Origin of the sequence: Neglectibacter sp. CSJ-5 (assembly GCF_032490475.1) — a bacterium.
Taxonomy (GTDB): domain Bacteria; phylum Bacillota; class Clostridia; order Oscillospirales; family Acutalibacteraceae; genus Hominenteromicrobium; species Hominenteromicrobium mulieris.
Genome location: NZ_JAVYJC010000001.1, coordinates 175122 through 197266, shown reverse-complemented (window position 1 = coordinate 197266; position 22145 = coordinate 175122). Strand labels below are relative to the sequence as shown.

Below are 22145 nucleotides of genomic sequence, written 5' to 3'. Positions count from 1 at the left end.
AAGATGAAATTTGATTATGCTTACTTAGAAAACAAAAAATCGGAACTTTCTGTTTTTCAAATAGCGCTAATATATCGCAATATTCCTTTATTTCGCGCTGAGTATGAACCGTACATGGTCTGCCCTATCTGCAAAGAGGCTAAACTTACATATGTAAACGATCAACCTGCATATTTGCGAACTGCACAGAAACAATCACATGCTGAAGATTGCCCCTTAGCCCAACTTTATCTGTCCACAAATAGAGCAAAAACAATTATGAACTCTTTTAACTCTGAAGATAGAGACTATGTATCACGTCAGTTACACAGCCTTCTTACGCGAATTTCTCATGTCAAACCACAAAAAACTTCTATATGTAAAACAAATACTAACCACGCTACTAATTTTCATATTGAAAAAACTCCACCTCAAATTACACAAGAAGGAAAACACTTACAGCCCAAGAATCTTTTAATGGGTTTCCGAGATGAAGATTATAATACTCCTCTATTAGGATATGGAAAATTCTCGATAGAAATGGAAAACAAAGACGATAGGCACACACTACTTCTCAGACGTATTGCAACAAATGAACATACTTCTTCGTCATTAGCATGTCGCGTCTTTATTTCTAAAAAAGTTTTCTTATATCTCCCTGTCGAGTATAAATACCTAAAACAACAAATAGGCTATGTTGCCTTATTTTCAGAATTTCAAAAATCCAAAAGTGGTCGCCCCTATGTGGTCACAAAACTATGTCATTCATCAAATTTACAAATTCTTCTAATATAGTCTATAATCAAATGCTCAAGTATCTATTTTCATTTGTATCAATGAGATTATAGTCATCATCCATAACTGCATCCGAACAAAGGAAATTACCACGCAAATTTTTAATACAATTGAGTGTACCGTCATCGGCGCACTTGTTCCATGCGTTCCACTCTGTTACCATTTTCCAGTTTTCTTGGGAAATGAGTAAGTAATGCCTTTTACCATGCAAGTTCCGAATTTGCTTTTCCTTTTCTTCTATAAAAATCGGTTTATTAAGTATTTCTCTAATATCTCTCACATCTGTACCCAATACCATATCGTACAGAATCCATACGGCCAAGCATTTCAGGTTTTTATCTTCCAAAACTTCAACTTGTTCTGGTGTGAAATTAAGGGCTTGAGATATTGCAAGAGCAAAGATTTGTCCGACTGAATACTCGCCGCTGAAATACTTCTGAATTTGCTCTTCTGTGAATTCCGCATAAAGAGGCTTGTCGCAGAAAAAGCCTCTTTTCATAATTGCCTCAGCAAACTCAGAGATAAAATAATATTTTTTCTTGTTTCTAACACACTGACCGTATTCCAACTCCATAAGATCATCCCAGCAGTAAAAGTAGTACGATGATTCAAGAAAAAAGTCTCCTATGTTTTTAGGCGTAACCATCTGCCCTATAATCGTTGGGCTTGCTTCTTCAAAAATATGCATATCAACATTTACCTTTCTATTACATTAAATTTGCAGTGCCCCACCGGGATTGTGACCGGCGCTCTGCATTACAAAAGCCCATCACCAAACGGTAATGGGCCTTCTCACTCTGCACGGGTAGCTTAGGAATCGGCAACATTGCCGGTTTTACTTATTTACTTGCTTTTTTGACTTTGTGAAAAATCACAGCACCTAAACCGAGGCCGGAAACCACAAGAGCGAGCAGTGCTGCATAAACACCGTGATTACTGCTGCCGGTCTTTGGGAATGCGCTGTTCGGGAAATTCATACCGGGCTTAACCTCAAACTGCACCTTTTCCCCGTCTCTTGTGATTTCGAAGCTGTAATAGTTTTTATCCTGTGAGAAGCCAGACGGAGCCTGCTTCTCATGGATTAGAAACTTGCCGTAAAGCAAACCATCAAGTTCATACACACCGGTTTCTTTTTCGCGCATATTGCCGACAAACGTATCTATGCCCTCTGTGTAACGACCATCGCCGTTTACATCGCGATAGATGCCGAACACAGCGCCGGAAAGACGGTGCTGCGAGTCTCCTGCATCGACCTTGATCGTGCTGATGGAGCCATGCAGCGGCAGAATCTTCACCGTCTGACCCTCATCTTCGATGTCTGCATGTACTGCAATTTCAATACCGTCGCGATAAAGCGTTTCAAAAGCTACGACCTCAGTTTCGACCGTCAGCTCACGCGCGTCGAAAGTAAACGTCATCTCAACTTCGCCGGTGGTAGCTTTTGGCGTAAAGGTAGCTTCTGCCGTGATTTCTTTACCATCGATGAGCAGCTTATCGTTCGTGGCTTTGTTCATCAGCACACCGGTAAGCTTATATTCTTTACCGGGGGTCAAATCCTTATAGCTCACAACATCGGTAATCGTGATCTTATCCGCTGTAATTTCTTTTTTGCCGTCTGCTGTTGCCTTTGTTCCGATTTCAGGATTCTTAATCTTTACGGTCTGCCCTTCGTCGTTGATGTCCGCATGGGTAGCAAGCAGCGCGTTTTCACGGTACAAATCCTCGAAAACAACGATTCCTTTACCATGCAGACCGGTTGCGTCAAAGATAAAGGTAACGTCTACGCTGCCATTCTTTGTTTCTGCGATAAAGGTAGTTTCAGCGGTGATCTCTTTCCCATTCACAAGTAATTTTTCACCGGTTTTTTTATCCATCAGTACGCCGGTTACTTTGTACTCTTTACCGGGAACAAGGCCAGTGTATGATACCGTATCGGTCAGCGTAACTTTATCGAGCGGATCAACTTCTTTTTCTCCCTCAACGGTGGCCTTCGTACCGATTTCAATCGGCACATTATGGAAGCTTACAGAAGCAATTTCGCCTTCGCTGAGTTCTACGGTCTGCGAGTCGGGAAGCTGATATCCGAAAGTTTCCTCTGTATCAAGTTCTTCGACCTTGTACTGATACTTATTCGCGCCGTCTTTGTCCGCGTAAATCGGAAGTGTTTCCGTAAGGATTTCGCCTGCGGCATTCGTTACATACTCTGCGGAATAGCTATCCTCAAGGCGCGTCACGCGGAAGTGAATGCCTTCGATTACGCCGTCTTCGGAAGTCTTTACGATCTTGAGCTGTGCATTTTTCTGTACGTTGACAAGATCATAGCTGTAAACCTTGCCATCCTCGGAGATTGAAACATCAAAATCGGCTACAAGCTGACGACCGTTGCCGCCCTTTGTTTGATGCACGACGTATGTGCCGTAAGGCAAGTCCTTTGTGGTTGCCATGCCATCTGCGCCGGTGATGATGTGGCCGCGCTCGGTCTCTTTGGCTGCATCGAAGCTGCCCGCAGACTTGAGGTAAACATCAAACTCTGCACCCTGCTCATCGGCAGGTTCATCAAGCGTTTCGTACTGCTTGTGCAGCGAAATTCTACCCTTGAAGACATCTTCCGTAAAGTCTTCCGGTTCGAGTTCAAATTCAACAGATGTTACTTCGTGTGGTGCAACACTGTATATATGTACTGTCGGATCAAGTTTGTATCCCAACGGAGATGAGATTTCTTGAACTTTTATTTGTCCAATAGGAATACCCTTTAAAACCGCTCGGCCCGAACTATTAGTAGTAATATCCTTGTGTACTTCGCTGCCATCTTGCAAATAAGATACACGGTACACCGCTCCGGCCAACGATGCGTTACCAGCAGCTACACTGCTATTCGTGTCACTATCTTTTTTTGCAACTGTAAGAGTAACTGCACTCGGGTCATCCACGACCGAAATATCTGTACTCTTGCCATTAACAGAGAATCTATGAACCGATGTGTCCAGTGTATAACCTAACGGAGCCACCTGCTCGATTGTTACATAGTTGCCGTTTTCGAGCTTCTTACTAAGTTCGGCGTGCCCGTTCGCGTCCGTGGTAAAGGTCGCATATGGCTCATAATCCCAATACGGATAATCCGGTATATTGACATCTTTATAGACATAATATACTGCGCCCTCGAGCGAATAATTTGCGTTGCCGTTGGTGATTTTTGCATCGGCGCTGGTTTTGGTCAGCGTCACGGTATATTTTGGCTTTTCACCTTTTATTTTGATGTACGCCATGGTCTGCGTTGTGCCCGGGCAGGTCGCTTGGTGCTGAATATTGGCCTGCTGGTCTCTGTCCTCCCAAACGGCGATGCTGTTTTTATCGCCGACGGTGTAGCCTGCACCGATAATCGAGGTCTCTTGCTCCGGCAGCGTGCTCGTAGATATTGTCAGCGTATTACCGTTACGGGAAATATCAAAGCCTGCTTTTTGAAAATCAAATAAATCCAGCACGCCGTTGGTATCGGTAACGGTGGCCGTATATTTGCCATTCACAAGCTGCAAAGCGATTTCCTGTGCATCGCTGCCGTCGCTGTTTTTTCCTGCAAACGACGGGACGATTTCCGACCGCAAAAGACGATCTTTAAGCTCTGCGTAGTAACTGCGTACAACAGAACCGTTATACGCCAGATTTGCCATGCGCTCAACATCGTTGTCGATACCAGAACTCCAAGACCAGTTTGTCCCGTCTACGGTAATATAGCCTTCGGATGCCAGCCAAACAAGATGCTGTGTGACCATCGTCTTTGCGGTCGCATCGCTGTACCAATCATTTTTACCGAGAGAGTTTGTCGTGTTGTAGCCATAAGCGATAATGCGGCGCATAGCTTCAGTCATGCCATAATTGTCTCTTTGCACGTATGCTCCGTTGTTCACACGACCCTTACCGTGCTGTAAGCAGTAGGCCGGGTAGCTTGTACCATTGAGAAGGATATCGTAGAGAGGGTATTGACCGAGATCATACAAATAGTTGGAACTGAAATTACCGTTGATGCCTACCGTACGGTAACGCGTAACCGCCTCGTCGCCGAGTGCCAGTAGACTGATTCCATCCTCGGGGTTTGGCGTAGGGGAGGCAGTGGGTTCAGCCGTTGCTTCCGGCTCTGCACTGACCTCCGATTCAGTCGGTTCCTCTGTTGCCTCCGGTGAGGGCTCTGCTGTCGGTTCAGCCGAGGGGGTTGTACTCGCCTCCGGCGTTACGGTCGGTTCTGCCGTGATTTCCAGTTTAGGTTCTGCATTCGGCTCCGTGTCCTGAGCTGCTTTTTCAGCGTTTGTTTCGACCGTAACCGATACGGGTGTATCGGCCTCATCGGCAAGAGCGCTCATCGGTACGGCGCTGAAAATCAGCAGCGTTGCAAGCAGACACGCAAGTGACTTTTTGAGCTTCTTTTTCATTTTTTTGCTTCCTTTCAAAGATTTTTCTATATGAAAAAAGCCGCATATAAAATGACACGGCTTGAATTTGAGCAGTAAAAAAGCACTCGCAGTAAAACGAGTGCTTCATTCTGCAATATTCACTTTATTTGATCCTTATCTATATTCCCAATGACCGACTTCTTCCTGGGCGGGAGTATCTACGACCCAATATTTCTCTCCTGTATAATGCTTGTACGGTTCTCCGCTAACCATGGTGTAGCTCCAACACGAGGACAAATCACCTTCGTGATCCCACATATCAGCCTCGGTAGAGCATATTGTACCACACTGATTGCATCGGTAGACCCAATCGCTGCCCATCCAGTAGACGTCTTCCCAATGCCCGACTTCTTCTTGAGCAGGTACGTCCACGACCCAGACCTTTTCTTTGGGCTTCGGCGTCGCGGTGGGAACCGCCGTTGGTACTGCGGTAGGAGCTGCCGTAGGCTTAGCTGTCGGAGCTGCGGTGGGTGCAGCTGTCGGCTTCGCAGTCGGTGCGGGCATAGGTCTGGCCGCACTGCCGGAAGGCTTGCTGTTGGAAGTATTGGAGCTGCTCGGTTTTGCGGTTGCTGCCGGTTTCGGTGTGGGCTTGACCGTACTGCTGCTTTCGGTTTTACTCTCCGGCTTCGTCGTTGCGGTAGGCTTGGCCGTTGCCGCAGCACCGGCAGAGGGAGTAGCCGTAGGCTTCGCCGATGCACTCGGCTTGGCGCTGCTTGCGGCCGTGGAGCTTGTGTTCGAAACCGGCTTGCTGCTCACTGCACTGGATGCAGAGCTTTCAACGCCGGTATCCGCTGTGCTGTTGCCTGCACACGCCGCCATAGTAAGCGCCATTGCTGCTGCCATTAAAATAGCTGTGATTTTTCTTTTCATAGTTTTTCACTCCCTGATTTGATTATAATAAATGAGTAAAAATAAATCAAGTGCAAAACCGGCAATATTGCCGCTTTTCGCGCTTGACAAAACTTCAAAACAGATTTATACTGAAAATACAAAGAGTGCTGCCGATGAACGGTTAGCCCTCAGTGCAGTTCAAAGAAATGAGCCGACGACTTTGGGAAGTATGGGCGGCTCATTTCTTTTTTATGTAGATGAGGATTTGAACGATCAATCCTGCGGTCATGATGACTAAAGATAAGATTTCAAAATCACTCATGGTATCATCCCTCTCTCCGTGTCGGATTGAGGGATTTTTCATATTCAAGAAACGTCCCTCACACGGTGCGGAAAATCCGTATCTGAGGGCCAAACCGTCCACCGTTTTATGGCAGCACCCGAACCGCATATTGCAGTTCGCTTTTATTCTACCAGAAATCACCTTATATGGCAATGTTTTTATTCGACACTCACGGCCACCAGTTTGCAGTTTAGCGCGGCTGCTATCCGCAGCAGTGCCCGGAGCTGTACCATGTGCTTTTTCTGCTCCATGAGTGCAACCTCCGTCCACGAAACTCCGGCGGCAGAAGCTAATTCGCGCTGCGATATTTTAAGTGCTTGCCGCTGTAAAATCAGGCTATCAATCAGCTCTATATAAGCGTTTGGCATTCTATCACTTCCTTTCAGAACCGGCAATGTTGCCGGTTTTCTTTTTTTGTCTGCGGCGGATTAGCAAGATCAACAGCAGCAACAGCATCGCCGCAAAGGAAGCTATGAGGCCGATTGCAAGCCCTTCCGCATATTTTTCTATCCACGTGCTGCCCTCCGGCACTGCCTTTTCTTCAACCTCCGCTATGGCTTCTTCGGCCATATCCACCCGGTGGCCGCGCACAAGCAGCCGATGTGTGTTGACGCCGTACGGTGTGCAGGTGAGCAATGTGACGTAATCTTGCTGCGTATCGATACGGATCAAATCAATGTCTGTGGGCTCCACCACTGCGATGTTGTCCACTTCGTAAGCTAATTTCTGGTTGCACACCGTGATGAAGAACATATCTCCAAGCTCAAGCTTATCGAGGTCGGTAAAAAGCTTTGCGCTTGCCATGCCGGAGTGTGCGGAGATCACGGCGTGTGTGCCGATACCGCCCACCGGCAGCGACGTGCCTTCCATGTGTCCAGCTCCCTTTTCCATCGCCGCACCGGTCGTGCCGTGGTATATAGGCAGGTCTATGTTAATGGCCGGTATCATTATGTAGCCCATGATGCCGTTATTGGCAAGGTTCAGAAGATCTTCGTATGGCGGCAGGTCGGCTTTGATTTTATCGATGTTCTCAATTTGTACGGTGGAGATTGTTTTGTTATATTCCCGTGCTGCCGCCAACGCTGCATCGATTTCCGAAGTGTCAAGTTGCTGAAGCTTTTCTTCGTATTCCGTCTGTACGAGCGATTGCGTGTGCTCGTTGTTAATCGATGCAATTAACGGGTACGCAGCTGCACCCGCGCCGAGCAGGATCACAAGGATAAAACAGATAATGATGATAGTGTTTTTGCGTTTGCTCATCGTTTAACCCCTCCAATCTTTTTAGCAACTACGATCAGCCTGCCGTTATCGCTGCTGTATTCGCATGTCGATAAGGTGATTAGCTTATCTCCGTATTCGGCATCCATACCCGTATCATACAGAGCACGCTGCTTACATTCGTCGACGTATGTGTTAAAAGTCAGCTCGTTGTTTTCTGTGTAGTTGTAGTATTGAAAGCTATCCGACTGGTAGGCCGTTGTGATGATAACCGCCATGACCTCATATAGTCCCAGCTCGTCTAATGTGTCAAAACGCACGTATTTGTGCTGCTCGAAGAATGCTTCCTTTTTATAAAGCTCGAGGTCACTGAACATCCCGCCGTCAAGCATGTGGTGGCCGTAAATTATCAAGTTATCGCACGTGCGTATATCGCAGTTTTCCTGTAAATACGGCGTGCCGAGGTTGCTGTACTCTTTCTCAAAGTTTCGGCGCAAATAAAAATTCGGCTCATCCGGCGACTGCATTACCGGGTAATTGATCTCTGTTCCCGGTACGCGTATCCAGCCTACAAAGTCTGAGTTATAACTGTGCAGCTCTCGGTATACTTCAAGCAACTGTGCCACGCGTTTATCCTCTGCATTGCCGATCTGCTCCAAATCTCCCAACTCACTTTCAGCTGCGTCCACCTTTTCGGCTATGGTTGCAAACATCGCCTTTTGCTCTGCTTTTTGCTGTTGGTTATGGATGAGCAGATACGCGCAAAATCCCGCGACGCACAGCAGTAAAACTGCGGTGATAATGGCTATGACCTGCGCACCTTTGTGCGTTCGCTTTTGGGGCATGTTTTCACCTTCTCTAATTTTTCCTTTTCACCCAAAGCCTACACACAGTTGCAGGCTTTGGGTGGGGCTCAGTGCTGTCACTGAGCCCTCCCTGCGAGGTAAACCTAATTCAAAATTTGGGTGTATTCTTACTTATCTTCCTGCTCTTTTCTTTTCTTGAACACAAGGAAAAAGATAAATGCGGAAGTACCGAGACAGAAGACGAGAACGCCGCCGATAGCAAGCGCCCATGTGCCGGTTTCACCGGTCATCGGGGTCTCGAAACCTTTGGTGTTCACGACCTGCAGCGGAGCGATTGCGTTGGTAGAACCCGTATCCATCTCATCGTCGAGCATCGTGACGTCGTTACCGTCAACCGTTGCAGATGCAGTCTGATAGTTATGAGCGAGCTGCGTCTGCGGGATGTTCGCGAGCTTATAATCTTCACTGTTCGGGAAGTTGTAGCGCGGGTCATTCTGCACGACGCCGAGTGTATCTTTGCTGTAAATGTCGCACGGACGGTTTGCATCATCCACGGACTTGATCGTTACGTCAATGTTATTTTTGAGCAGCGTGTAGCCGTTGGCCGTTTCAAGCTCTGTCCAGATGTACTGGTCATCCTCGACGCCCTTAAGGATGATCTGGCCCTTTTTGCCATTCCATTCGACAGGGTGCATTGCTGTTGCAGAGGCTTCCTTATCCGTGTGGCCGGTAACATACCAGATGCCTTCGCCCTCATTAAGCTGTGCGATTACATAGTAGCCATCCATCGCGTTCTGCGCTTTAAAGAGGACGTGATCGAACATCGTCTGTTCTTCTTTACCGTCGCTAAAGGTTTTCGTAATGTTCGTCGCATACGTGTAAACATGCGCGTCGTCGATAAGGGTGTCGTAGTAGGTGTCATTGGTACGTTTCCATGTGAGGACGACTTCGTTTTCATTACCGGCGTCGCCGTAAACAAGGCTTTCGTCGGAATTGAGTTTTGCATCGTAACGGATGCGAAGTGTGTAATTGCTGTAACCGGCATAGAGCTTGCCGTTATCGTTATCGTAAGCCGTATTGGTTGTGTTGATCTCGGCAAGACCGTCATCGGTCATGGAGATCGTCATCGTGTGCGTTCCGTCGTTGTTTTCTTCGCGCGTAACTTTGAATTTGCCGTCTGTCTGTTTCCACGTTGTAACTTTGTTGGTGCAATTTGCATCGGTAAAGAATTCGAGCGTAACGCTGTTCGTACCACCTACATAAGAGAGCCCGCGGGCCAAAACATCTTGGAACGTATACTCGCTGATATTGGTGGCCGCAGACGTGATCGTCGGCAGCGTGCTGATGATCTGGTACTCAATCGTGTCGCCTGCGGAGGCCGTTGCATTGTGTGCAAAGCCGTCGGTGATAACATCAGATGCATTGTTTTTACCGGTGTCTTTTACAGCTTCACGCACAGTTTTTTCCAGTGTGACAATGCCGGTCTCATTTTTGGGGTAAAGAACAACATTGTAGTTCCAGTCATGACCGCCGGTCGTAATCTGGTTGCCGGAACCATCTGCCATACCACCATCAACAGTGGTCATCGGGAGACTGACAAAGCACGGATTTGTTGTACCTGTCACCATTTCCGGTGTGCGGGTTTCAACCAGCAGATAGAGACCTACGGGGAGGCCGGTTACGCTGCTGTAGCCGTCCTCGTTCGTTTCGGGCATTGCTGTGCCGCCATTGTTTTTTGTGTAGTTTTCGAGCGCATTCTTAACGGTTGTGGAATTGGCTTCAAGTGCAGCTTTAAGTGCCGCACTGAGAACGTCGGACTGATAATACCAGTTGTCGGAATCAAGTGCGTTGGCATTTTCATAACTGTTTTCGCCGTCTGCAAGACCGATAGCTGCAAGCATGTCTGCGCCTTTTACTTTATCGATTGCATACAGCACCTCAATGTGGCTGTCGGTACGACCGCCGTCTTTTTCGGACTCCGTGAACTGCGTGATGTCCGCAATTTTGAGGTAAGTATACTCGACACCTTTAATTGCATAGCCGTTGCTTGCCTGTCCATTACCAAGTGCAGAAGATGTGCTGTTCGCACCGGTACGCGTTGTACCACCAAGCACTTCATTTACTTTTGCGTCATACTGGCCGGTAGAAACGTAGCTGCCCTCATCCCACACGCCATCTTTTTTGGCATTGGTAAAGTCATACTTATAAATGGTCAGCTGTGCCTTTGCGTCCATATCGATGGTAGCTTTATCAATAGTAGCCGCCGAGGCCGAGATCAGAGAGGTGCAGGCCAGAGCTGCTGCTAAAGCCAAAGCACCAATGCGAGAGATCAACTTGGATTTTGCCATTTCTACTCATTTCCTTTCTTCATCATTTATTATTCCAAGGGTTGTAGAATCCCCTTAAAACCTCTTTTTACGCGTCAGCATTAAAATGCAGGATGCGGAAATCAGTGCGAGAGCAATGCCTACCGGCACGCCCATCATGCCGTTACCGCCTGAAGACGGCAATGTAAAACTTTGATTGTTGACCGCTGTAACAACCACATCAACGGTTTCTGTACCGTCATCAAGCACCTGCGGCAAGCTGCCGATAAACAAAGGCGCTGCGAGCAATGTGTTGCCGGACTTCGTGCCGGTTTCGGTCAAACGGTAGGTGATTGTAACGGTCTGGTTATCGACCTGAAGCCCATTGAAGGTAGTGACGCCGTTTTCATCGGTTATAAGTGCGCCGTCAACGACTGCACTTGTGCAACCGCCGATGGAAGGCTTGCTGTCTTCTGCTCTAGCTTCCACCGGGGCCCATGTCGCGCCGTCGTCGGTGCTGTACTCAAGCGTAAACTCTACGCCCGGCATAGCATTGCCATCGGTATCGACCTTTTTTGCCGTAATGGAGCCCACGCTCGGGGTGTTTTCCTGCGTGACTTCTACGACTTGCTCATCGTGCTCGATTGCAAAGTCATGCACGGTATCATCAAGTTCATAACTCTTCGGAGCCATCACCTCTGACCAGTGGTATTGTCCGTAAAGGATCGAGTCTACCTTGATTTTTCCGTCCGGCCCGGAAGTTTCGGTTGCAATTACATTACCGTTATCGTCTGTAATCTCAAACTTCGCGCCTTCAAGCGGCGTCACACCGTCATGGTCCACTTTGAGGATTTCCAAAGAGCCGCGTGCAATTTGGTTATAGAAGCTAACCTCTGCCGTCTGCCCATAGGTAAGTGTTACCGTCTGTGCATCCGGCGTGCGATATTTATCCGGCACGTTGATTTCTTCGACCTTGTACTCATACAGCTGCGTTGCATCTGCATCGACGTATACAGGCATCTGATCTGTAATGATCTCACCGGCCGCATTGGTGGTATATGTTTTACTATACCCATCCGCAAGCCGTGTGACCTTGAATGTAAAACCGGCAACATTGCCGTCTTCGGAGGTCTTCACGATTTTGAGCGGCGCATACTTAAGCTCGTTTGTGAGCGTCACCTCATACGTCTTACCGTTTTCGTGGACGTCAACATCCAAGTCTTTAAATTCGCGTCCCGGCACACCCTTAACCTGATGCAGCGTATATGTGCCGTAAGGCAGGTCTTTGGTGATCGACTTGCCGTCCGCCCCGGTCACAAGATAATCTCGTTCTGTATCCTTTGCTGCATTGTAGCTGCCTGCGCTCTTGAGATACACCTGATATTCAGCGCCTTGCTCAAGCTGTGCATCCGCACCGAGCATTTCAATCTGCTTGATAATCTGGATGTGTCCTTTAAAGACATCTTCGGTGAAATCTTCGGGTTCGAGGTCATATTCAATTTTCTCTGTTTTGGTTGTTGTAACGTAGGTGTGCACACGGGAATCCAACTTGTATCCTGCTGGGGCTGTAATTTCTTGTACAGTTACAGTCACACCAATCGGAAGACCCCTAAGCGTTGCAGACCCCGAGCTATTCGTCGTAACGATATTTTCAACGGTTTTTGTGCCGTTGACATAGGTCACTTTATACTGCGCTCCCGCTAACGAAGCGTTGCCCTGTGCCACACTGGTATTGGTTTCGGAATCCTTTTTCTTAACCGTAAGACGAATGGTCGTTGGGTCGTCCACGACATCCATTGTTGCCGAGTTGTAAGTAAGATAGAATGGATGTGGCGTCGTATCTTTTACATATCCGGGAGGCGGAGTTCGTTCCAAAATTGTATATGTTCGATTTGGATATAATTTGCGGCTTAACGTCGCAACGCCCGACGAGTTAGTTGTGAATGATGCAACCGGCGTACCCGTAGCAGAATTACCTTCGTACACATCGTACACAGCTCCGGCAAGGCTATAATTGCTGTTGCCTGCCGTGATCGACGTGTTAGCGCTCGTTTTGGTTAGTGTCACCGTCTTAATCAAAGGCACATCGCTGACATTCAGAGTCGCGTCAGCATTGTTGATCCTAACGGTATGCCTTGTCGTGTCCAAGGCATACCCCGGAGGCGCTTTGGATTCCACGGCGGTATATGTGCCGTTTTTGAGCTTCGCGCTCGAGCTGCCCTTGCCCGACGAATCGGTGGTGATGGATGCAACTTCCGTACCTGAACTGTTATAGATTTTGTACACGGCTCCGGCGAGGCTGTATCCACTGTCGCCGTTTGTGATAGAGACATTGGCACTCGTCTTCGTGAGGTTAATACTATACTCCAATGGTATCGGAACATCTGATACATTTAATGCAGCGTCTCCGTAAGAAATCGTTACCCAATGCGTTGTTTCGTCCTTGTAGTAGTTTTTCGGAGAAGTGGTTTCCTTGATGGAATACCGTCCGTTTTGGAGGGCAACATTTGTGTATCCGTATCCCGATGCGTCCGTGGCTATAGTCGCTACTGCTGTATTGCCGCTGTAAACGGTGTACACAGCCCCCTTAAGGCTGTATCTATTATCACCATTAGTCATAGATGTGTCAGCACTGGACTTTTTTAGATAGATGTAATAGGACGGTGTAACCGTCTGCACTTTGAGATAACTGCGTACAGTTTTAGTCTTGCCAAGTGGTGTGGCTATGAGCTGAATTGAAGAATCTGTGCATTTCCACCAAGCGAGGTTGCTGTCATCGCCTATGGTACGCGATCCCGTTGCAACAACGCCCGACGGATACTCTTTTGTGGTCGAGATTGTGAGCTTATTGCCGTTTTTGGTGAACGTTATACCGTTATAGGTGTACGTATAATAGGCAGCAACAGATTTGCTGTCCGTGACTGTTGCTGTATACTTACTGCCATCCCAATACAGTTTTGTTGTCGTCGAAAAGCTGGATGAGCTGCTTGAAGCAAAGGAGGGAATCGTATAAGCATTGAGCAGCTTGGTTTTAACCTCCGCGTAATAGCTCCTTACAACCGTAGGGTTATACGCATTTTTGGCAATGGTTTCGAGGTCGGTATCGACCTGCGATTTCCATGTCCAGCTTGTATTGCTGTGCTTGGTGATGTAGTTTTTTTCGGCTGCCCAGATCAGGTATTGCGTGACAAGCCATTTTGCAGTTTCATTGGCGTAATTGCCTTTATAACCGCTGCCTTGTGCATTACCCCAATCGGACTTATCCAGAGAATTTGTTTCATGAAAGCCTTCCGCCAGGATAGCCTTCATAGTCGTCTGCTGCGGCACAGTAAACGACGACCACTTAAAATCTATATTGTCCCAAATTAGCTTATCTTTTTCGAGACAATATGCCGGATATTCGGTTGAACCTGACTTGATCGTCTTTGTGGGCAGATGCCCCAATGAGCCGGTCACTGTTGTCGTCGTTTCTTTGGCGAGCGAATAAAAATGTATAACCGATTTACCGGTGTCACCAATACCGGTAAGCGATATTCCCGCCTCGGTGTCGGCGGCATAACCCATGATCCACTCGCCCGGCATTGTCCACAGGTATTCTGCCGGATCGGCTTTACCCTCCGAAGTGATGACTTCAAAGTGTAAATGCGGGCCGGTAGCATTTCCGGTACTGCCGACACGCCCGATGCGCTGCCCGCGCACAACCTTTTCACCTTGCTGCACATTGATCTCAGATAAGTGCGCATACAGCGTCGTATTGCCGTCCGCATGTCGAACTTCGACCATGTGACCGTAGCTCATCATGCCGGTGGTGTCATACGACCCGTCCCAAATCTGCACATAGCTTACAGTGCCATCCTCTGCCGCATATACAGGCGATCCGCTTAATGCGGCAATATCTATCGCCTTGTGCTCGGCGCTGTATTCCTGTGTGATCTCACTGCTGTTCGGCACAGGGAACAGGTAGATACAATCCTTATCTACATTATCCAATACGTCGTGCTCAAGCTTTACTGGGTTCACCACCGGCTGTGGTGACGGCGTAGGCGTAGGTGTCGGCGTTACAACAGGGGATGCGCTCGGTACAGCACTGGGCTCCGGCGTACTCGTGGGCACTGCTGTCGGCGTTGCAGTAACTCCGGGTGTAGCCGTGGGAACTGCGGTAGGTTCTGCCGTCGGGGCCGGTGTAGCGGTACTTTCCGGCGTAGGCGTTGGCTCCTGCGTCGGCTCTGCGGTAGGTTCCGGGGTAGGCTCCGGTGTCGCTTCAATATCTGCCGGAGGAGCTTCCGAAACTTCTTCCTGCCCGGTATCTACGTCAAACGAGACTTCAAAGCTCGGACTTTCCACAGGCACGTCGGCTTCATCCGCCAGAGCACTTAACGGCAGTGACATCGTAAGGATCAACGCCGCAAGCGCTCCGGCCAAAATCCGTTTTGCTTTCTTCATTTTTTGCCATTCCTTTCGTTAGATTTTTATATGAAAAAACCGCACTCAAAAAGTACGGTTTGAATTTTTGCAGTAAAAAAGCACCCGAGAAAACGGATGCTTGATGTTGCAATATTCAATTTTTATCTATATTCCCAGTGACCTTGTTCTTCTTGCGCAGGCTCATCAACTACCCAATGCTGGCCTGTTTTTACCCAATAAGATTCTCCCGGGACTTCTGTATAGCTTCCATGATCGTTGCCTTTATCCCATTCATCGTCTGAATGAGTATAGAATCCTTCCACAGTGGAAAATGTTACTCCACACGCATTGCATCTATACACTACATCACTCCACCAATACCCATCTTCTTCCCAATGACCAACCTCTTCTTTTGCCGGAACATCTACAACCCAAACCTTTTCTTTCGGCTTTGGTGTTGCTGTGGGCGCAGCAGTCGGCTTTGATGTAGGAGCTGCCGTAGGCTTGGCCGTCGGAGCGGTTGTGGGCTTCGTGGCAGGTTTAGTCGTTGCAGTCGGCTTAGATGTAGGCTTTGCTGTCGGTGCCGCCGTGGGTTTAGTTGTCGACGCAGTTGTTGGTTTTGCTGTGGCAGAAGGCTTCGCAGTCGCGCTGCTGCCGGAAGACGGTTTGCTCACAGTATTGTTGCCAGAGCTGGGCTTCGTTGTCGCCGACGGTTTTGCGGTTGCACTCGGCTTCGATACTGTGCTGCCGGTAGAACTTGAAGACGACGGCTTACTCGTTGTGCTGTTCTCCGTTTTAGACGAGGCAGACGAGCTGCTCGGTTTGGTTGCTCCCGTCTTGCTCGTTTCGGTTTTCGAACTTTCCGTCTTTGTATTCGGTTTCGGTGTTGCCGTTGCTTTTGCTGTTGCTGTCGGTTTCGTGCTTGCAGTAGGTTTCGTGCTCGATGCAACACTGCTTGTACTGTTCGTCGGTTTGCTGCTCGATGCAGTGCTGCTTGTGCTGCTTGCTGCTGAACTTTCTGTCACGGTGTTTTCCGTGCTGCTTCCCGCACACGCCGCAAGCGATACCGTAAGCGCCGCCATCAATATTGCTGTGATCTTTTTCTTCATAGTCGTTCACTCCTTGTTGGTTTCATTATAATTCCTATTAAGTTGAAAAGCAAGAAAACCGGCAACATTGCCGGTTCCTACATTTTAAGACAAGTCAAATTTTTCTTTTCCACCGTAATCACGCAGCACATCCACATATTCTTCCGGCAGTGCATCTAATTCGCCCATACATTCTTTCCATTTTACATCGCTCCTTTTCATGTTTCTGATTGCCTTTATGTATCTCATTATATTTTGTGCTCTGCAGAATTGCAATAGGTCTAAAATGAGGTGTCGGTTTCTTCCGACACTTCATTAAGCTTTGCCAAATTCTCATTGTACTTTTCGATCATGTCCGGCTCCTGCAACCGTCGCCACACATAGGCCGTGGCAATGCAGTCGGCAGCCGCGTTATGCCAATTTGCACCTTTGTAACCGAGGTAGTCCGCCAATACCGCAAGCTTTTTCCATTTATAGTTCTTATAGTTCACGTCTTCACCTTCACCACGCAGTTCTCCGTATACGACTGCGCCGTAAAGCATCGGATCATCAATCACTGCATCCGGGCGAAACTTTATCCCATACTTTCCTAAAAACGGAATATCAAACTGCTTGCCGTTGTAGGCAATAACCGTTTCGGCGTTTTGCAGCAACGCTGCCATTTCGCCGATTTTATCGATGATCCCCTGTGCCGCCTTAACGTCCTCGGGTGAAATACCATTCACGCGCTGCGCACCCGGCCACTCTTTGGTATATGCAGGCTTAAATCGCGATTCAAAAAGCACTTCACCGTCTACCGTCGTAATCGCAGCTTCAAGGATTTCATCCTCAACGAAATTCAAGCCGGTCGTTTCCAAATCAAAAATGAGTTTGAGGTTTGTCGGACGCTTAGGCACAGCCGCACAAATAGCAGCGCATTTTTGCCGATAGATATTTAGATTTTCCCGTTTACGCTGTGCTTCTTGTTCAGCCAATGCAACCGCCCTTTTCTTTGCACGCTTCGCCACGTCTTTGGCACTTCTCTCGGCGCGGATCAACGCGAGTTCCATTTCGGATATTCTCCGCACTTGGTCAGCTCGAAAATATACCGCCTTAGACCAAGAGCGATTGCAGTACATGAGTTCGCCCTCGTTCTCTACGGGACAATATCCTCGCTTACTCCACTGCTTCTCAGTGGCGATTTGGGCCTTCTCCTCCTCCGATAACTCATTATAAACTCTGTATTTCGTTGTCATTTTGTTTCACCTCGTTTTTCAAAACATCTCTCAGCACCTGAGCAATCGTAATTGCATCCACACGCGTCACATTTCGCACGAGGAGTCTATCAACGATCCATGCTGACTCATTCAAGTTCTCGATTTCCGGGAGGGCTATGCCGTAGTTCGGCACGGATATGTAATACGTAACTGTTTTGCCGACTAAGGGTAGGTTTTCCATGATTTTTGCAATAACAACTATAATACTTGAACGCGATTTAATACGCACAATTTGTGCGTCTGTGTTACCTTGTACGGTATATTCTGCGTTCCATGTTTCTGTTGATGTTCTAATTAACATCATTACTGCACGCTCCTTTGTTCAAAACCGGCAACATTGCCGGTTTTCATTCTATACGCTTCCAATATTGCTCCTTCAATTTCTCTGCGAGCAGCATGTGTACAGGGCGTAAACGCAAAATTTGCTGCACGCCCGGCTTTCCACGCACGTGCTTCTGAATGGATAATCGGAAAGCGCACATACATTTTACCTTTATCCTCATAGACGCGGATGCCGTTTATCGCATATCCGTCTGCCGTCAAGATATTTGCGACTGCGCGGAGCCTTGGGTCAGCACCGCGCAGCGGATGTACATTGATCTTTCTGAATCTCATCCCATGTACCCTCTCAAATACCGATTGAGTAAAGCCGTGACTTTTTCCGGGTCTTCCCTATCCGCAAGCTTGAGAACTTTTAAAATTGCCTGTTCAAGCTTGTCCTGCTTCGACTTTTCCGACTTTTCACTCTTTTCTTCTTTCTCGCCAGAACCGGCAATATTGCCGGTTTCCCGTCCGCGCTCCACAGCACGTTCACGGGCTTCTTTAATGTCTAAGCGTCCCTCTGCCACGTCGTCTTTTTCTTCCGGTGTAAGCTGCTCAGACATTTGTTTATAATAGCGCACAGAGCGTTCAGAAACGCCCATCAGCTTTGCAAGATGCTCCTGCATACCGCCTTTTATCTCACCTGCTTCTTTCATTTCTTCAAGCAGCTTTCGATATTCTTCGTAAAGCTGCAATTTGCGCTGCGGTGTGTATTCGCGGCTTGCATTGGCCTGATGCAGCATCAGTTGCGCCTTTCGTACAGATTTTGTCTCAAACACATAGCACGGCACTTTCGTCCAATGCAGATACGTAGTGATTGCCCTAAAACGACGTTCACCGGAGAACAGTGTGTAACGGTTTCCGTTTACGATTACGCCCAACGGTGTGAGCAAACCGACTTCATCAATATTCGCCGCAAGCTCTTTGTAGGATTCCTCATTATCATCGGCTGCGTAAGAGTTCTTCGCCGCAAAATCGATCAGCGCCGTATCGATCAGCTCAAATCTGCCGTTCTGTGCGGCGTTATCTGTTGCTGCTTTCAAACTATTTAACCCGGCGTTGATATTACCTAAATTCAGCTTTTTCATGCTTACGCACCAACCTTTCTCAAAAACTCGTCTGCCAGAGCCTGATAATCTATATTTCCGTTGCTCCGCTTATCAAAAACGCAAATCGGCTCACGTGCATTTACCGCACGGATCAGCGCCACATTACGCCGGATCGTCGTGCTGAACATCGGCAGCAAATCCTGTCCCAAAAGGACTTCGCGGAATACACTGCGCAAACCACGCCGCTCATCCATCGTGATAAGCCCGCCAAGAATTTTCAAATTTGGATTTATCGTGCGGCGAATATCCGCGATAGCCTCCGCTTTGAGCGTCAGCGCATGGATGCCATAGTCTTCGGCAAACATCGGCATGATAATCGCATCCGCATAATAGTGTACAATATCCATCAGCCTGCCACCCTGCGGAGGGCAGTCGATGATGACGAAATCATAATCTGGAAGATCTTCCAGTGCTTTTTCCAACGTGTTCAGATAAGGCGCACCATTCATTTTCTGACGGATCAAATATTCTTCTATCACGCCCAATGTTCGATCAGACGGCAGCACATCTACACCAAAGCGCGTTGTCTGCACGGTCTCTGTGCAAGTCGCCTGCCCACGCAACACCTCAAGTAAGGACAGAGATACGGCCACATCATAATTGAGTGTAGCATAGCCCTGCGGGTCTGCATCGATCAACAGCACACGGTAGCCGCGCTGTGCCAAGCACGCGGAGAGATTGACGGCCGTCATCGTTTTGCCGACGCCGCCCTTTTCGTTTGTAATTGCGATTTTTTTGATTTGTCTCATAATGAGCCTCCTAAAACTCCCGAAACCGGGGAAATATAAAAAAACCGGCAACATTGCCGGTTTCCGTCAGAAATATGAAATTGAGATATGAAAAAAGAGCAGCCTTTCGGTTGCTCCTTATCTACACTATATAGCACGCCTGCTTCACACGCAGGAGGTCCGCGGTTCGAGCCCGCGCGTTTCCACCAAAAAAGAGCTGTCTCTTTAGAGACAGCTCTTTTTCCTATGTTCGATTCCAATCCCCCGCTTGACAAATTCCCCGAACCGTTCCCGCGGTTCACTTCATCCTACCAAATCATACACGACCCGAGAGGATTTTTACTTATAAAAATCCCACCGCACCACACGGGAGCTTTCAGGGCCCGTATGGCACGGTGGGGTTATAACTTCTCTGCAAGGGGAAAACGCAGAAGATGGGTTATCCGTTTTTTTCGGGGACAAACATCATTACAAAACTAACGAGCAAAGACACACAGCAGCACCAAATGGCTTTTGTCCCAAGCAGGCCGCTCATCAGGCTGCCAAGGCCGGCGCCGATGCCGAACACAAAAATAACACCGAAATACGTCAGCGATTTCTGCAAAATCTCTTTATCCCGCGTTCTGAAATACGCGCACAGTGCCTCGGTGCCGGAGCGCATGTTGCCGATGCACATCGTGCTCGCATACGCGTGGCCGCGCACCTTGTGGAACGCCTGCACTTGCATGGCACATACAAACGAGACCATCGCGTTCGCAAGCGGTTCAAAGTATGCCGGCAAAAAGCCGACGACAAGCAAAAACACGATCTCGCAGAACAAAATGATCTGCCGCCAATGGATTTTCTCATACGTCTTAAAACGAATGTGTATCAGCTCCGCGGCCGCTGTACCGATTAAAAACGATACCACCGGGATAAGGTACTTCACCACGTTCGGCCAGTCTTTCTGGAACAGCGCCGTGCTCAAAAAAACAATGTTACCCGTCTGCGCATTGGCAAAAACCCGGCCGCGGCAAAAGTAGGTATATGCGTCCTGAAATCCGCCGGAGAGAATGATGAACACCGCCGCACGGAAGCTGTCGGACATCTGCCCGTGCAGATGAAACGGCTCAGCGACCTTCATAGGCGTGCTCCTTTTCCGGCACAGTGAAAACGACCGCCGTGTACGAGAGCACAAAGCCGAGCGCATACAGGGCAAGCGCAATGTAGCTGCCGCCCACAACGCATTTTGCAATCATCCCAAGGAAAAAGCCAATCGCAAATACAACCGCCGTAAAGCGAACGCGACCGGTATCCTCGCCGATGTGCTGCGCTGCATGCACCACCATCGCCAGCATACCTGCGTCAAAGAAAATACCCATAATGATTTCAAAAACTACCGCTTCCATTTTATACCCTTCTTCGTTTGGCGCACAAAACCTTGAAACGCCGCTTTTTATCTACGCTTTTCAGCACAAAATCTGCGCGAAATCTTCTTGACTTCCCATAGCGTGACCATTATAATACTCTTATATCCATGTGTAAAATCTATAATCTATATATCTAAAATATCGTTATGATATAGCAAGGGGAACAGAGCCAACATGTACATCAGTTATGATTACTATCGAATTTTTTATTACGTTGCAAAATACGGTAACCTCTCGCAGGCCGCAAAGCAGCTTTTAAATAACCAGCCGAACATGACGCGCGCCATCAAAAACCTGGAAGGCGAACTCGGGTGTCCACTGTTTCTGCGCACAAACCGCGGCATGAAATTGACGCCAGAGGGCGAGCGTTTGTACGCCCACGTGCGCATCGCGTTCGAGCATATCGAAGCCGGCGAAGCGGAGATTACCGAGAGCCGCACGCTGCAAACCGGCACCGTGTACGTCGCCGCAAGCGAGGTCGCGCTGCGCTGCCTGCTGCTGCCCGTGCTCAAAGAATTCCGCCTTCTCCACCCCGGCATCCATATCCGCATCAGCAACCACTCCACGCCGCAGGCTATCGCCGCGTTAAAAGAGGGCACAGCGGATATTGCCGTCGTCACCACCCCTACCGCACCGTCCGCCTCGCTCACCGAAACACCTGTCCGGCCCATCCACGAGTATGCCGTATGTTCACCGTTTTTCAAAACGCTCACAAACCGCCAAGTAAAGCTTGAGGAGCTCTTAGAATTCCCGCTCATCTCGCTCGGCGCCGATACCAAATCGTTCGAGTTCTATTCCGGGTTCTTCGCCGCGCATGGCCTGCCGTACCACCCGGATATCGAAGCGTTCACCGCCGACCAAATTTTGCCCATGGTCGAAGCCGACCTCGGCATCGGGTTCGTGCCGGAAGAATTCTTGGAAAAATGGTCAAATGTCTGTCGCATCGATTTAGAAGAGAAAATACCGGAAAGAAGCGTCGTCGTCATCAAACGGAAAGGCCAACCCCTGAGCGTCGCCGCCAAAGAGCTCGAAAAAATGATTCTCGCCGCCGAAAAGTGAATGATCAAAAAAGGAAGCACGCCTACCAAAACCGCGTGCTTCCTTTTT

General features: G+C 48.4%; 19 protein-coding genes and 1 tRNA gene. 5 read left to right on the top strand and 15 right to left on the bottom strand.

What is annotated here, in order from left to right:
- Positions 1–3: 3 nt before the first annotated feature.
- Positions 4–774 carry a hypothetical protein gene (locus tag R2K26_RS00885; protein ID WP_308449029.1) on the top strand — a complete coding sequence of 257 codons (771 nt, stop codon included), beginning with the start codon at positions 4–6 and terminating at the stop codon, positions 772–774.
- 7 nt (positions 775–781) lie between these two features.
- Here the strand turns inward: R2K26_RS00885 and R2K26_RS00880 are convergent, their stop codons facing one another.
- From R2K26_RS00880 to R2K26_RS00870, 3 genes are all read right to left on the bottom strand, one after another.
- On the bottom strand, positions 782–1462 hold the full coding sequence (locus R2K26_RS00880; RefSeq protein WP_308449028.1) for a hypothetical protein: 681 nt from the start codon (positions 1460–1462) through the stop codon (positions 782–784).
- A gap of 151 nt (positions 1463–1613) precedes the next feature.
- Positions 1614–5198, bottom strand: a complete 3585-nt coding sequence (locus R2K26_RS00875) for a VaFE repeat-containing surface-anchored protein (RefSeq protein WP_316518185.1) — start codon at positions 5196–5198, stop codon at positions 1614–1616.
- Between the two features lie 135 nt (positions 5199–5333).
- Positions 5334–6089, bottom strand: a complete 756-nt coding sequence (locus tag R2K26_RS00870) for a PT domain-containing protein (protein ID WP_316518183.1) — start codon at positions 6087–6089, stop codon at positions 5334–5336.
- 31 nt (positions 6090–6120) lie between these two features.
- Here R2K26_RS00870 and R2K26_RS00865 point away from each other — a divergent pair, with 31 nt between their 5' ends.
- On the top strand, positions 6121–6348 hold the full coding sequence (locus tag R2K26_RS00865) for a hypothetical protein (protein ID WP_316518181.1): 228 nt from the start codon (positions 6121–6123) through the stop codon (positions 6346–6348).
- 203 nt (positions 6349–6551) lie between these two features.
- Here the strand turns inward: R2K26_RS00865 and R2K26_RS00860 are convergent, their stop codons facing one another.
- The 5 genes from R2K26_RS00860 to R2K26_RS00840 all read right to left on the bottom strand — a co-directional run bounded on the left by R2K26_RS00860 (position 6552) and on the right by R2K26_RS00840 (position 15166).
- Positions 6552–6761 carry a helix-turn-helix transcriptional regulator gene (locus R2K26_RS00860; protein WP_308450017.1) on the bottom strand — a complete coding sequence of 70 codons (210 nt, stop codon included), beginning with the start codon at positions 6759–6761 and terminating at the stop codon, positions 6552–6554.
- A 4-nt stretch (positions 6762–6765) separates the two neighbouring features.
- Entirely contained in the window at positions 6766–7653 is an 888-nt protein-coding gene (locus R2K26_RS00855) for a class C sortase (protein ID WP_316518178.1), read from the bottom strand.
- Positions 7650–8456 carry a class B sortase gene (srtB, locus tag R2K26_RS00850; protein WP_316518176.1) on the bottom strand — a complete coding sequence of 269 codons (807 nt, stop codon included), beginning with the start codon at positions 8454–8456 and terminating at the stop codon, positions 7650–7652. The genes R2K26_RS00855 and srtB overlap by 4 nt, the downstream gene beginning before the upstream one ends.
- Positions 8457–8584: 128 nt before the next feature.
- Entirely contained in the window at positions 8585–10765 is a 2181-nt protein-coding gene (locus tag R2K26_RS00845; RefSeq protein ID WP_316518174.1) for a SpaH/EbpB family LPXTG-anchored major pilin, read from the bottom strand.
- A 54-nt stretch (positions 10766–10819) separates the two neighbouring features.
- Positions 10820–15166, bottom strand: coding sequence for a SpaA isopeptide-forming pilin-related protein (locus R2K26_RS00840; protein ID WP_316518173.1), 4347 nt, complete (start codon positions 15164–15166; stop codon positions 10820–10822).
- 492 nt (positions 15167–15658) lie between these two features.
- Here R2K26_RS00840 and R2K26_RS00835 point away from each other — a divergent pair, with 492 nt between their 5' ends.
- Positions 15659–16267, top strand: coding sequence for a hypothetical protein (locus R2K26_RS00835; RefSeq protein WP_316518172.1), 609 nt, complete (start codon positions 15659–15661; stop codon positions 16265–16267).
- Between the two features lie 229 nt (positions 16268–16496).
- Here the strand turns inward: R2K26_RS00835 and R2K26_RS00830 are convergent, their stop codons facing one another.
- From R2K26_RS00830 to R2K26_RS00810, 5 genes are read right to left on the bottom strand one after another with little or no spacing between them, the layout of a single operon-like run.
- Positions 16497–17450 carry a 3'-5' exonuclease gene (locus R2K26_RS00830; RefSeq protein ID WP_316518170.1) on the bottom strand — a complete coding sequence of 318 codons (954 nt, stop codon included), beginning with the start codon at positions 17448–17450 and terminating at the stop codon, positions 16497–16499.
- Positions 17425–17775 carry a hypothetical protein gene (locus tag R2K26_RS00825; protein ID WP_316518167.1) on the bottom strand — a complete coding sequence of 117 codons (351 nt, stop codon included), beginning with the start codon at positions 17773–17775 and terminating at the stop codon, positions 17425–17427. Before R2K26_RS00825 ends, R2K26_RS00830 begins: the two co-directional genes overlap by 26 nt.
- On the bottom strand, positions 17775–18086 hold the full coding sequence (locus tag R2K26_RS00820) for a septation protein SpoVG family protein (RefSeq protein ID WP_316518165.1): 312 nt from the start codon (positions 18084–18086) through the stop codon (positions 17775–17777). Before R2K26_RS00820 ends, R2K26_RS00825 begins: the two co-directional genes overlap by 1 nt.
- Positions 18083–18880 (bottom strand): ParB/RepB/Spo0J family partition protein, encoded by a 798-nt coding sequence (locus R2K26_RS00815; protein ID WP_316518163.1) that lies wholly within the window; start codon positions 18878–18880, stop codon positions 18083–18085. The genes R2K26_RS00820 and R2K26_RS00815 overlap by 4 nt, the downstream gene beginning before the upstream one ends.
- 2 nt (positions 18881–18882) lie before the next feature.
- The gene (locus R2K26_RS00810) at positions 18883–19650 is read right to left on the bottom strand and encodes a ParA family protein (protein ID WP_316518161.1); all 768 of its coding nucleotides are present in this window, start codon (positions 19648–19650) and stop codon (positions 18883–18885) included.
- Between the two features lie 29 nt (positions 19651–19679).
- Here R2K26_RS00810 and R2K26_RS00805 point away from each other — a divergent pair.
- A tRNA-Ser gene (locus R2K26_RS00805) sits at positions 19680–19838 on the top strand.
- A gap of 230 nt (positions 19839–20068) precedes the next feature.
- Here R2K26_RS00805 and R2K26_RS00800 read toward each other — a convergent pair.
- Positions 20069–20752 carry a YoaK family protein gene (locus R2K26_RS00800; RefSeq protein WP_316518159.1) on the bottom strand — a complete coding sequence of 228 codons (684 nt, stop codon included), beginning with the start codon at positions 20750–20752 and terminating at the stop codon, positions 20069–20071.
- Positions 20739–21017: a hypothetical protein gene (locus R2K26_RS00795; RefSeq protein ID WP_316518157.1), complete on the bottom strand. Its 279-nt coding sequence runs from the start codon at positions 21015–21017 to the stop codon at positions 20739–20741. Before R2K26_RS00795 ends, R2K26_RS00800 begins: the two co-directional genes overlap by 14 nt.
- A gap of 195 nt (positions 21018–21212) precedes the next feature.
- On the opposite strand from R2K26_RS00795, the gene R2K26_RS00790 reads away from it, so the two are divergent.
- Positions 21213–22097, top strand: a complete 885-nt coding sequence (locus tag R2K26_RS00790; RefSeq protein WP_316518155.1) for a LysR family transcriptional regulator — start codon at positions 21213–21215, stop codon at positions 22095–22097.
- Positions 22098–22145: the final 48 nt, after the last annotated feature.